General features: G+C 46.7%; 12 protein-coding genes. 10 read left to right on the top strand and 2 right to left on the bottom strand.

The window, feature by feature from the left end; all coding sequences use genetic code 11:
- Positions 1-218: 218 nt before the first annotated feature.
- From cysB to F0265_RS08705, 6 genes are all read left to right on the top strand, one after another.
- Complete coding sequence (cysB, locus tag F0265_RS08730; RefSeq protein ID WP_171748579.1) at positions 219-1,193, top strand: HTH-type transcriptional regulator CysB; 975 nt, start codon at positions 219-221, stop codon at positions 1,191-1,193.
- Between the two features lie 54 nt (positions 1,194-1,247).
- Positions 1,248-2,444: a methyltransferase gene (locus F0265_RS08725; RefSeq protein WP_171748578.1), complete on the top strand. Its 1,197-nt coding sequence runs from the start codon at positions 1,248-1,250 to the stop codon at positions 2,442-2,444.
- A gap of 173 nt (positions 2,445-2,617) precedes the next feature.
- Positions 2,618-3,583 carry an ABC transporter substrate-binding protein gene (locus F0265_RS08720; RefSeq protein ID WP_171748577.1) on the top strand — a complete coding sequence of 322 codons (966 nt, stop codon included), beginning with the start codon at positions 2,618-2,620 and terminating at the stop codon, positions 3,581-3,583.
- Positions 3,584-3,639: 56 nt separating this feature from the next.
- Positions 3,640-4,584, top strand: a complete 945-nt coding sequence (locus F0265_RS08715; protein WP_171748576.1) for an ABC transporter permease — start codon at positions 3,640-3,642, stop codon at positions 4,582-4,584.
- Positions 4,581-5,375: an ABC transporter ATP-binding protein gene (locus tag F0265_RS08710; RefSeq protein ID WP_171748575.1), complete on the top strand. Its 795-nt coding sequence runs from the start codon at positions 4,581-4,583 to the stop codon at positions 5,373-5,375. Before F0265_RS08715 ends, F0265_RS08710 begins: the two co-directional genes overlap by 4 nt.
- A gap of 123 nt (positions 5,376-5,498) precedes the next feature.
- Positions 5,499-6,965, top strand: coding sequence for a sensor domain-containing diguanylate cyclase (locus F0265_RS08705; protein ID WP_171748574.1), 1,467 nt, complete (start codon positions 5,499-5,501; stop codon positions 6,963-6,965).
- Here F0265_RS08705 and dusC read toward each other — a convergent pair.
- Positions 6,962-7,915 (bottom strand): tRNA dihydrouridine(16) synthase DusC, encoded by a 954-nt coding sequence (dusC, locus tag F0265_RS08700; protein WP_171748573.1) that lies wholly within the window; start codon positions 7,913-7,915, stop codon positions 6,962-6,964. The genes F0265_RS08705 and dusC overlap by 4 nt on opposite strands.
- A 61-nt stretch (positions 7,916-7,976) precedes the next feature.
- Positions 7,977-8,519 carry a prepilin-type N-terminal cleavage/methylation domain-containing protein gene (locus F0265_RS08695; RefSeq protein WP_171748572.1) on the bottom strand — a complete coding sequence of 181 codons (543 nt, stop codon included), beginning with the start codon at positions 8,517-8,519 and terminating at the stop codon, positions 7,977-7,979.
- A 258-nt stretch (positions 8,520-8,777) separates the two neighbouring features.
- Here F0265_RS08695 and F0265_RS08690 point away from each other — a divergent pair, with 258 nt between their 5' ends.
- The 4 genes from F0265_RS08690 to serS all read left to right on the top strand — a co-directional run bounded on the left by F0265_RS08690 (position 8,778) and on the right by serS (position 12,824).
- Positions 8,778-9,392, top strand: a complete 615-nt coding sequence (locus F0265_RS08690) for a YecA family protein (RefSeq protein WP_038512838.1) — start codon at positions 8,778-8,780, stop codon at positions 9,390-9,392.
- Between the two features lie 82 nt (positions 9,393-9,474).
- Positions 9,475-10,071, top strand: a complete 597-nt coding sequence (gene lolA / locus F0265_RS08685) for an outer membrane lipoprotein chaperone LolA (protein WP_019277901.1) — start codon at positions 9,475-9,477, stop codon at positions 10,069-10,071.
- A gap of 2 nt (positions 10,072-10,073) precedes the next feature.
- On the top strand, positions 10,074-11,420 hold the full coding sequence (locus F0265_RS08680) for an AAA family ATPase (protein WP_171748571.1): 1,347 nt from the start codon (positions 10,074-10,076) through the stop codon (positions 11,418-11,420).
- A 96-nt stretch (positions 11,421-11,516) separates the two neighbouring features.
- Positions 11,517-12,824: a serine--tRNA ligase gene (serS, locus tag F0265_RS08675; RefSeq protein WP_171748570.1), complete on the top strand. Its 1,308-nt coding sequence runs from the start codon at positions 11,517-11,519 to the stop codon at positions 12,822-12,824.
- Positions 12,825-12,840: the final 16 nt, after the last annotated feature.

Here is a 12,840-nt window from a genome sequence, read left to right as displayed (position 1 = left end):
ATTACGTTTTCATGCCTAATTATTAACGAAAACTCTGATCTATGGGTAATTTTTGAGTTATTGCTTACAAAAAAGTCATCTAAATCAGAAATTACTCTTTATAAAGTACCCAAATAGCCAATTGTGCTATCAATTTCAATCAAGAGGCGTTATAACTAAATATTATAAACTATATTTGCTCAGAATGGGGCGTCGAGTAAGGGATTACGGGGTCGAGAATGAAGTTACAACAACTGAAGTATATTGTTGAGGTAGTTAACCACAATTTGAATGTGTCTGCTACTGCCGAGAGTTTATATACCTCACAACCTGGGATCAGTAAACAGGTTCGATTACTTGAAGATGAGCTTGGCATTCAGATTTTTGAGCGCAGCGGTAAACACCTGACCCAAGTGACTTCCGCAGGCGAAGATATTATTCGTATTTCTCAGGAAATCCTTGCTCGGGTCGAGAGTATTAAAGCGGTCGCTGGAGAGCACACGCATCCAGAAATGGGAACCTTGAATATTTCCACAACCCACACTCAAGCTCGCTATGCATTGCCAGACGTCATCAAGGGCTTTACTGCTCGATACCCTAAAGTGTCGCTTCACATGCACCAAGGTACGCCAACACAGATGTCCGAAGCGATTGCTAAAGGCACAGCAAATTTCGCGATTGCAACAGAAGCTCTGCACTTGTACCAAGACGCCATCATGTTGCCTTGTTATCACTGGAATCGCTCAATTGTTGTGCCCAAAGAACACCCTTTGGCTCAGAAAGACAAAATTTCAATTGAAGACCTCGCCTCTTATCCTTTGGTCACTTATGTATTTGGCTTTACTGGACGCTCAGAGTTGGATACTGCTTTCAATAAGGTCGGCTTGACGCCACGAGTTGTCTTCACTGCGACGGATGCCGATGTGATTAAGACCTATGTTCGTATGGGAATTGGGGTTGGTGTGATTGCTAGCATGGCGATCGATAAAGAGCAGGATGAAGATTTAGTTGCGATCGACGCGAGCCATATCTTCGGTGCGAGCACGACCAGCATTGGCTTCCGCCGCGGTACTTTCCTTCGTTCTTACATGTTCGACTTTATGGAGCGATTTGCTCCGCATCTCACTCGTCCAGTCGTCGAGCAGGCCCTGTCTCTGAAGTCGAGTGCTGAAATTGAAGAAATGTTTAAAGATATCGAGCTACCAGTACGCTAGAAACTTTCTTCTCACCTTGCTTCCCTCTAGAATAAACAGTTGTCAGGGGGAAGCATGCAAGACACATTTCAACAACTCGATTCATTTCTCTTATCTCATCAGAAATTTTGGCGCTTTGAGCCCTTTTTTTCTAGCTTTGATAGTCAATTACCTTGGCGAGTTGAGCACCCGCAGCTATGTCTATGGCTGGCAGAGCTTCGCCCTCAAGACATTGAAGAGTTGAAATCAGCCCCCGAGCAACTCAGTAAAGCTCTTGAGCAATTTATCCCAGAGCTATCTATGGCTCATCATCTTACGGAACTCACCAGTTCTACTTTACACGGTTTGCAATTGGAACGAGGTCTAGAAGCTGGGGTTCCGGGCAGAAAGCTTGAACAGATTGTGTCGATGGGGGAAGCGGCGTTACGCTCTCATCAAGGCAGTGAATGGCTTGAATGGTGCTCAGGTAAAGGTTTTTTGGGCCGTATACTTGCCAGCCAAAGCCAGCAGCCAGTGACCAGTTTCGAATTTCAACAAATGTTGTGTGACTCGGGACAACAGGAAGCGGATAAACAGAATTTACCCATGATGTTTGTTCAAGGAGATGCGCTGTCTGCTGACGCCATGCAAGCACTCAACCCTAAACAACACGCGGTTGCTTTACACGCATGTGGTGATTTGCATGTTTCTCTGATTGAAAAGGCGGCATCGATAGGGTTGCCAGCTTTAAGTATCTCGCCTTGTTGTTACCACCTAATCCAACAGGATCAATACCGTCCTTTGTCCAAACCAGCTCACTCGTCAGCGCTTAAACTCACAAAGGCAGAGCTGCGTATACCGCTTCAGGAAACCGTCACAGGTGGTGAGCGAGTTAAACGGCATCGCTTTCTCGAAATGAGCTACCGCCTAGGGTTGGACCTGCTATTGAGAGAGGCTGGTGGTCATCAAGATTACATACCCGTACCAAGCGTTAAAAAGTCTTTATTGGCCGATGGATTTGGCGCGTTTTGTCGATGGGCGGCCGATCAGAAACAGCTGGATTTACCAACGAATGTGTCGTTTGCGGAGTTTGAAGCGAAAGGCGAACAACGTTATTGGCAAATGGAGCGACTTAGTCTTGTTCAGCAGCAGTTCCGTCGCAGCCTAGAAATGTGGCTGGTACTTGATAAGGCGTTGTATCTTGCAGAGCATGGTTATCAGGTATCTATTGAAGCTTTTTGTGCCAAAAACATCACGCCGAGAAACATCTTGATTCAGGCGATTAAAAATTAGCCGTATACACACCTCTAAATTTGTTGATTTATTGTTAAATCTCCCTTCCAATTTTTCTAAGTTATTGGTAATAATGAATGATGTGCACAGAAAATGTGCAACTCAATCAATAAATATATAAACACCAACCGCACACAACATCACATCAATAATGCTGTAATCAAGGAGTTGAGATGAAAGCAGGAAAAGTTATTGCTACCGCTGTATTGGCAGGAGCAGCACTACTGTCATCAACAAGCATCATGGCGAAAACAGCCAAAGTCGCTGTATCGCAGATCGTTGAACACCCGGCATTGGATGCCACTCGTCAGGGGCTGATTGATGGCCTGAAATCAAAGGGCTATGAACAGGGAAAAAATCTCGAGTTTGACTACAAAACGGCTCAAGGTAACCCCGCGATTGCCGTGCAGATTGCTCGTCAATTTGTCGGTGAAAAGCCTGATGTCCTGGTAGGTATAGCTACTCCGACCGCTCAAGCATTGGTCTCCGCAACGCGTTCAATTCCTGTTGTGTTCACGGCCGTAACGGATCCGGTAGGCGCTAAACTGGTTAAAAGCATGGAGAAACCGGGAAAGAATGTGACGGGTTTGTCTGACCTTTCTCCAGTAAGCCAACACGTTGAACTGATTAAAGAAATCATGCCAGATGTGAAATCCATCGGTGTTGTGTTTAACCCAGGTGAAGCGAATGCTGTCACTTTGGTGGAGCTACTAAAACAAAGTGCGAAAGCGCAAGGTATTGAAGTGGTTGAAGCCACAGCGCTAAAGAGTGCTGATGTTCAGTCAGCGACTCAGGCAATTGCGGAGAAGTCTGATGTGATTTACGCACCGACGGATAACACCGTTGCCAGTGCGATTGAAGGTATGATTGTGGCGGCGAATCAGGCCAAAACACCTGTTCTGGGTGGTGCGACTTCGTATGTTGAGAAGGGTGCAATTGCTAGCTTAGGCTTTGATTACTATCAAGTTGGTGTTCAAACCGCAGACTATGTAGCGGCGATTCTTGAAGGTTCAGCGCCAGGCTCATTGGATGTGAAAGTCGCTAAAGGGTCTGACTTAGTCATCAATGTGACAGCGGCGAAAAAGCTGGGTGTGACGATTCCAGCATCAGTACTTGATCGCGCAACGAGCGTTAAGTAACCCAAAAGGAGAACGCGTTATGCGTTCTCTTATTTAAGGCAGAAAAGGGAGTTGTTATGTCTGCTTTTGCTTTTTTTGGTGCGCTTGAGATTGGCCTGCTTTACGGGTTAGTGGCATTGGGCGTTTACCTGACTTTTCGGGTATTGGACTTTCCCGATCTCAGTGTTGACGGCAGTTTCCCTATGGGAGCCGCCGTGGCCGCAACGGCAATCGTCGCGGGTATCAACCCTTGGGTTGCAACCGCAATGGCTATTTTAGCGGGAGCGGCAACTGGTTGGGTGACGGCTTTTCTCGCCGTTCGATGTGGGATCCTTCACCTTCTTGCCTCCATTCTTACCATGATCGCTGCATTTTCGATCAACATTCGCATTATGGGTCGCCCGAATATAGCCTTGCTGGGGGAGGAAACGATTCTGACGCCATTTGAGGCGATTGGTGATCCTATGCTAATGCGACCATTGTTGGTCGGGATACTGGTGCTTGTTTCGGCATGGTTTGTCGTTAGGTTGCTTAACAGCGACTTTGGCCTAGGTTTACGTGCAACGGGTGTTAATGCACGTATGGTGTCAGCGCAAGGTGGCAGCACGTCCTTTTACACGTATTTTGGCCTTGCTCTGTCGAATGGCTTTGTTGGTTTTGCTGGTGCTCTATTTGCCCAGACTAACAGCTTTGCAGATGTGACTTCTGGAGTGGGTACGATTGTTGTAGGTCTGGCCGCGGTTATCTTAGGGCAGACGCTGATTCCAGGACGAAAGATATGGGTGGCCGTTTTGGCTGTCATCGTTGGTTCTGTGCTGTACCGACTCGCTGTGGCATTTGCACTCAGTACAGGAATGTTTGGTCTACAAGCCTCTGATCTTAACTTGGTTACAGCGGTTCTGGTGGCGATTGCACTGATTGCGCCGAAGCTAAAAGGAAACCTCAAATCAAAAAAGCCTAGTTCGCCTGCTCAGAGCAAAGTGGTATCTAAGCAGGTTGAAAAATCAGGAGATGTGGCATGATTCAGCTTGAGAATATCCAAGTAACTTTTAATCCTGGAACCATCCTTGAAAACCCAGCACTCAGAGGCGTTTCTCTGGAAGTCCCTGAACACCAATTTTTGACAGTTATTGGTTCTAATGGTGCCGGTAAGTCAACCTTGTTAGGCGCTGTGACGGGTGAAACGCCAATGGTGGGAGGGCGAGTTGTCATCAATGAACTGGATGTCACTCGGCAAACCGTCGATCAAAGAGCGCGCCAATGTGCCCGAGTGTTTCAGGATCCACTGGCGGGAACCTGTGGTGATCTCACGATAGAAGAAAACATGGCTTTAGCTTATATGCGGGGTAAAAAGCGTGGCTGGAGCCTGTCTTTATCCAATAAGCGTCGTAAATTGTTTCAAGAGCGCATCAGCATTCTTGGGCTAGGTCTGGAAGACCGTTTGGGTGACAACATCGGCTTGCTCTCAGGTGGTCAGCGTCAGGCGGTAAGTCTAGTGATGGCAACGCTGTCTGATAGCAAACTGCTACTGCTCGATGAACATACTGCGGCGCTTGATCCAAGAATGGCGGCATTTATTATTGATTTGACGAAGAAAATTGTGACTGAGTTTAATCTGACCGTGATGATGGTGACGCACTCAATGAAGGATGCGCTGGCGTGTGGTGATCGTACCGTAATGCTCCATCAGGGAGAAATTGTGCTTGATGTGGCAGGTGAGCAAAGAGCGAATATGCAAGTGCCAGATTTATTAGAAATGTTCTCCAAAGTGAGAGGGGAGGAGCTGGCGGACGACAGCCTTCTCCTTAACTGATAAGTGGGAAACTTAACGATATCTTAACCTTATTGCTTTGAGTTCTAACAAGTTTCTATCTAAAGCCCATTTTGTAGATTATCCTATGAATGGGCTTTATTAATTTGCAAGGCATTCCCCCTAATGAAGGTGAAAGGGCATTTCAGTCTTAAGTTTGTTATCTTTGTTCCCGCAGCGATCGCCAGCATACTGCTTGCTCTCACGGTAAAAAACTACCTAGATGCGGTCAATCGCGATATTGATGATGAATATCAGCGCATCGAAACTTCTCTTGAACGGGCAACAAAAGTGGTTACTGCGCTGGATTACAGCTTCAGTAATTACTACAAGTCAGGTACTGGCCTTTTACTGGAGCACAACAGGAAGATCGAAGACGGCTTATGTAAAATGTGGCCGATTGATGCCCTCCTTTTGGCTGAGAACAAAACGCTCGACATTCCCTCAGTCGACATCAGTTATATGCTGGTGGGGGACAAATCTTTGTGTCAGCAAGAAAGTGCGCTGTATCAAGATGTGACCGACCATGTTTCCATGGCTCCATTACTGTCGTTCCTACACGATATTGATGCCTTTTTGTTTGGTATCCACTACGTCGATTTCGACGGATTCATCATGTCTTCTCCAGATACGCTCGCTAAAAGGATCACCAAGCCTTTATTGGATAACGCTTTGATACGAGCGAGAGGTTTGTTTCGAGAGCCAGGTAGTCGTAAAGATTTTATTGCGATTTATGGCCCAGAAACACTGAGCATGCCCGAGCTCAAGCTTTTGAATTTAAGTGCTCCTGTTTATAGTTCGACTGAGCAAGAAGGTGTGCTGACACTCCAAGTAGACGTTAATCAATTGCTTGAATCTGAGTCTAAGCTGGCCAGTGCCATTCACTTGATTAATGTCCATAATTCTCGTCCAACGGACAAGGCGGTCAGAGAGTACGTGTTGGGTATGAACGGTATTGTTTCCAACCATATGCTTTACTACGAACTCGACATGCCAGCTGAAATTCAGAACTTTTTTTTGTTCGAGAAGTACAGCTTAGTGGTGACGCTTTGCTTATACATACTGCTCGTTACCATACTGTTCTATGTGAATACGCATGTTGAAAGAAGTTACTTCAGAGATCTCGCGGCGAGGGATCCAATGACGGGGCTGCTTAACCGACGTGGAATGGAAGCCTTCCTTAGAAACACAACTCATAGTGAGTATCTTGCGCTTTCTGTGCTGGATATTGATAACTTTAAATCGATCAATGACGCTTATGGCCATGATGTCGGTGACGATGCGATCTGTTTTATGGCGGAGCAAATTGAAAAAAATATTCGCGACAGTGATGCTGTAGCACGGTTTGGTGGCGAAGAATTCGTGGTTTATCTTCGTGGTCGAGATGTTGAAAAGATGCGCATGACGATGGAGCGTGTCCGCGAAGCGATCAGTCGATATTCTGCAAATGTTGTCGAGGGGGGATTCACGGTCTCGGGGGGAGTCGAGATAGTCAGATCTGAAGAAAACAGCGACTTTGAACGTCTATTCAAAGCCGCTGACGAAAAGCTTTATGAGGCCAAAAACAGTGGTAAAAACAGGTTAGTGTTTTAGGCCACACATAACTGAGTTTGGTATTCCTTAATACGTTCTACGATTGGTTCAGCCTTGTTAAAGGTACGAATTTCACGAAAGAGTTCGTTGGCTTCAGGGTACTCGTGTCGTAAGTAGGAGAACCATTGTTTGACGCGGTTCGGGTAGTAGAGGCCTTTATCGCCTTTCATTTCGTACTGCGAGTAAAGCAGCAGCAGTTTGACCACTTCTGTCCAAGGCATCACGGTATGGTTGTGCTTAACCACATTGCCTAAGTTAGGCACATTGAATGCGCCACGGCATACCATTAAAGAGTCGACACCCGTGGTTTCGATACAGGCTTGGCCATCTTCGTAGTTCCAAATCTCACCATTGGCGATTAATGGAATAGTAAAGCGTTGACGAATCTGGTTGATGTAGTCCCATTTAATTTCGCTGGCCTTATACCCACCCGTTTTTGTCCGCGCATGGACCGTGAGTTCGTCTGCTCCAGCGCTTTGAATCGCATCTACTATCTCGAAACAATCTTCTGGGTTATCCCAACCAAGGCGAATTTTGGCCGTGAGTGGCGTGCCTTCTGGTACGGCTTCACGACACGATTTGACCACGCGATGAATAAGCTCAGGGTGTTGGAGTAGTGCAGCACCGCCTTTACTTTTGTTTACTAGCTTTGCTGGGCAGCCGAAGTTGATATCAACGCCTTTGGCCCCAAGCTCGGCAGCGCGAACCGCATTTTCGGCCATCCAATGTGGGTCTTGTCCTAACAGCTGGATATGAACGGGCACACCGGATTTGGTGTGTGAGCCTTGTTTTAGCTCTGGGCAGAGGCGATAGAATACGTGTTCTGGCAATAACTGATCGACCACGCGAACGAATTCCGTGACACACAGATCATAGTCGTTGATGTCAGTTAATATCTCTCGCATCAAATGGTCTAAAACGCCCTCCATAGGGCCCAGAACAACTCGCATAAAAAACGCCTCCGAATTAGGAGGCGTGATTTTAGAGACTTCGTTACGAGATGTCTAACAACTAGGCGTTATTTCTTCCGATCGCCTTCTCAATGACTCCGGTTAAGGGAGAGTAGCGCAACATCGGGAACTCTTCATCTTCGTCATAGCCGCTGGTGTAGTAATACGTACACTCATTGTTGGCGGTATACCAAGCGACAATATCGGTATCAGAAGGCAATATGGTGGAAGTCAGTGGCCTGATGGTTAAATCCACCTGCATCAGTGCATTCCACATTGCGACACAATCTTCTCCTTGGATAGGTCCTAAAGCGGGATCAGAAGGCGCATGATTAACTGACATAGGGAAGCCCAGTGCAGAAGGGTATATATCTTCAATCCCATAATCGACATGACTGGTAGGTTCACCTTCTGTCAGCCATTTCGCTTGATAGAGCTGAATGGCATTGGCAAAACTGGCAAACGCAGCATCGGCCCTCGAAACATGAGCATCACGTTGGTAATTTAAAAATCTGGGGGCGGCGGTGACGGCAAGCACGCCAAGAATAACAATCACGACCACCAGTTCGATCAGCGTAAAGCCGCTGGGTTTGTGCTTTTTCATGGTTAACCCGACTGCATCTAAACAGGTTGCTAAAACTATAATCGACGGGATTTTGCATTCATCATTCTAATTCTCAAAGTGAAATAAGTCATTGATTTGAATGTTTACTCCAATTAGGTCTAAGTTTGTTAAACGAAATGAACGACTTCTCAAAAATGAACCAATGGAGCCGTCTATGTACCTTATCAAGACTTGGGTGACCCACAGCGGCGCATAGGGTTATAATGGCGCGAGAATCTAGCAACACTGAATCAGATAATGACTTATCAACTACTGACACTTGAACCATCCCAAACTGAAGAATCTGCACTGTATCTTGAAGGGGTCACTCTGGCTGCAAACTTGGCGACAAAGCCTCTCGCGCCAGAAAGTTGGCTACCTGGCCTTTTCTCCGAGCAAGCACAGTCTGTTAAGGCGGAGGTTGAAGGTCATATAAATCAGCAATACAGCTATTTAAAGCGCAATGAATATTCTTTGTTGTCCTTGCTTAATGAAGAGCAGCGTGAAGAGCAGCTCGCCGATTTTGCTGAAGGGTTTATGATGCTTTGGCCTACCATTGAAGAGCAATGGGCGGAAACGTCTATCGGTGATGGGACATTACGCATGCTACAAGCTTTGCTAACCACAATGATGTTGGCAATCGATGAAGAGCAGACTCAAGCGCAGATGAAAGAAGCAGGTATCGAAACGCCACCGGCACTGAATGACTTTCTTGGCCAGCTGGATTTGATGATTAACGAAGTCGCGCAAGCGGCAGATGAAGCCATGGTTGGTGCCAAAGCGCAAAGTGTAAATCCATTTAAAGATATCGGGCGTAACGACATTTGCCCGTGTGGTAGTGGTAAAAAATTCAAACAGTGCTGCGGTCAGTAGAACAAAGTTAACGTTACCCGGTCAAAACAGTATCGAAACCGAGGTATAACGTCGTATTCGCGACGAAATAGGATGATAAAGAATGAAGAAATTAGCCGCGTTGTTTTTCCTTAGCTTCTCCGTCATCGCAGCGCCCAAAGATGAATTGAGCCAGCGACTGCAACTGACTGACGGGTTTAGTGCGGATTTTTCACAGCAGTTGATCAGCCCGGAAGGGGAAATGTTGACGGAAGGTGAAGGCAAAGTCGAAATTGCGCGTCCAAGCTTGTTCCGTTGGACTACCACGTCACCAGATGAGAATGTCTTGGTGTCAGATGGTGAATCTCTGTGGTATTACAGCCCTTTCATCGAACAAGTTAGCATTTACTGGCAGGAGCAAGCTACTGAGCAAACCCCTTTTGTTTTGCTAACTCGCAACCGCGCCAGCGACTGGGAAAACTACAAAGTGTCACAACAAGGCGATGTGTTTACATTGGTTCCGACCGCAGTGGACACCAATCAGGGACAGTTTAAGCTAGAGATTGATGGTAAAGGTGCGGTGAAGGGCTTTAGTGTCATAGAGCAAGATGGCCAAAAAAGTACCTTCAAGTTTAATAACATCAAACTGGCTAAACCAAGTGCCGATCGCTTTACCTTTACCATTCCTGAAGGGGTAGAGGTCGACGACCAAAGGAATTAATAGTGAGTAACTATTCATTGGACTTTTCAGGGGACGAAGATTTTCGTCCCCTTGCTGCAAGAATGCGCCCAGAAACGCTGGACCAATACATTGGTCAGCAGCATATTCTTGGGCTAGGTAAACCCCTGCGCCGTGCGCTGGAGGCAGGACATATTCATTCGATGATCCTTTGGGGCCCGCCCGGAACCGGAAAAACAACTCTGGCTGAAGTTGCGGCAAATTATGCCAATGCGGAAGTCGAGCGAGTTTCTGCGGTGACCTCTGGCGTCAAAGACATTCGTGCTGCGATTGATAAAGCTCGTGAAAACAAATTGACGGGTCGAAGAACGATTTTGTTTGTTGATGAGGTTCATCGCTTTAACAAATCCCAACAAGATGCGTTTCTCCCTCATATTGAAGATGGTACCGTGACTTTTATTGGCGCGACGACGGAGAACCCCTCCTTTGAGCTTAACAACGCTTTGCTGTCTCGTGCTCGGGTCTACAAGCTTACCTCTTTGGCTCAGCAAGATATCCGTCTGGCACTAGAACAAGCCATTAATGATGCCGAGCGTGGTTTAGGTCAGTTTGAAGCCCATTTCGTCGATAACGTATTGGATCGCTTATCTGAGTTAGTGAATGGCGATGCTCGTATGTCACTTAACTATCTTGAGCTGCTGTATGACATGGCGCAAGAGGATGATAAGGGCGTTAAGCAAATCACGTTAGAGCTCCTTGCTGAAGTGGCTGGCGAAAAAGTGTCGCGCTTTGATAACAAAGGAGACATTTGGTACGACTTGATTTCAGCAGTGCATAAATCGATTCGTGGTTCGAATCCAGATGCGGCACTTTACTGGTCAGCACGTATGATTGCCGCAGGTTGTGACCCTTTGTATATCGCTCGCCGATTACTGGCAATTGCATCTGAGGACATCGGTAATGCTGACCCGCGCGCAATGCAGGTCGCGTTGTCAGCGTGGGACTGCTTTACCAGAGTGGGGCCAGCAGAGGGTGAAAGAGCCATTGCCCAAGCGATTGTATATCTTGCTTGCGCACCTAAAAGTAATGCTGTTTATACCGCTTGGAAGCAAGCCCTGCGCGATGCCCACAATCAACCTGAGTATGAGGTACCACCTCACCTTCGCAATGCACCGACAAGTTTAATGAAAGATCTCGGCTATGGAGCGGAGTATCGTTACGCTCATGACGAGCCCGGTGCTTATGCGGCTGGAGAGAAATATCTGCCACCAGAAATGGGGGAGACTCGTTACTATTCTCCTACAAACCGAGGCTTAGAGGCGAAAATTGGCGAAAAGTTAGATTACTTGGCTAGTTTAGATGCAAAAAGCCCACAAAAGCGCTATGAATAAGCGTCTTTTTTGGATACATTTGTTCGGTTAATTATAAAAGCGTTTGAGCATGAAGTTTGGACGCACTTTCACAACCAAAAAAGCATAGGATTAACAATGCTGGATTCTAAATTACTTCGTACAGAGCTGGATGAAACAGCTGCTAAACTGGCGCGTCGTGGCTTTAAGCTAGACGTAGAGACAATCCGTACACTTGAAGAACAACGTAAGTCCATTCAAGTAGAAGTTGAAAATTTACAATCCACGCGTAACTCCATCTCCAAGCAAATTGGTCAGAAAATGGCGGCTGGAGACAAAGAAGGTGCTGAAGAGATTAAAAAGCAGATTGGTACCTTAGGTAGCGATCTGGAAGCAAAAAAAGCCGAGCTGGTGGAAATCCAGAACAAACTGGAAGACATCACCTTGTCTGTGCCAAACCTGCCAGACGATGAAGTGCCAGATGGCAAAGATGAAGACGAGAACGTTGAAATCTCTCGTTGGGGTGAGCCAAAAGCTTACGACTTTGAACTGAAAGACCACGTTGACCTTGGTGAATTGGGCGATGGCCTCGATTTCGCTAGTGCAACCAAAATCACGGGCGCTCGCTTTATCGTGATGAAAGGTCAGTTTGCGCGTCTACATCGTGCAATCGCTCAGTTTATGCTTGATCTACATACAGATGAGCATGGCTATACAGAAATGTACATGCCTTACCTAGTGAACTCTGACAGCCTATTCGGTACGGGTCAGCTACCTAAGTTTGGGAAAGATCTGTTCCACACTGAGCCACTGGAAGAGAAAGTCAACGATGAAGAGCCACGTAAACTGTCTCTTATCCCAACAGCAGAAGTACCGGTAACCAACATGGTTCGCGACACTATTTCTGATGAAGCTGATTTGCCATTGAAGATGACGGCGCACACACCGTGTTTCCGTTCTGAAGCAGGCTCTTACGGCCGCGATACTCGTGGTCTGATTCGTATGCACCAGTTCGACAAAGTTGAGCTAGTACAAATCACTAAGCCAGAAGATTCAATGGCAGCACTTGAAGAGCTAACAGGTCATGCTGAGAAGGTGCTACAACTTCTAGAACTTCCATACCGCAAAGTGATTCTATGTACAGGTGATATGGGCTTCGGCGCGCGTAAGACTTACGATTTGGAAGTTTGGGTTCCAGCTCAAGAGACGTACCGTGAGATCTCATCTTGTTCAAACATGTGGGACTTCCAAGCTCGTCGTATGCAAGCTCGTTTCCGTCGTAAGGGCGAGAAGAAACCAGAGCTAGTGCACACACTAAACGGTTCAGGTCTAGCCGTTGGCCGTACTATGGTTGCGATTCTTGAAAACAACCAAGAAGCAGATGGTCGTATTGCAATCCCTGCTGTACTGCAAAAGTACATGGGCGGCGCAACGCACATCGGTTAACCTGAAATAAACGTCA

The sequence above is a fragment of the Vibrio sp. RE88 genome (assembly GCF_013113835.1).
In the GTDB taxonomy this organism is placed as follows: domain Bacteria; phylum Pseudomonadota; class Gammaproteobacteria; order Enterobacterales; family Vibrionaceae; genus Vibrio.
The sequence above is the reverse complement of the archived record's forward strand: the minus strand, read 5'-3'. Positions and strand labels throughout refer to the sequence as shown.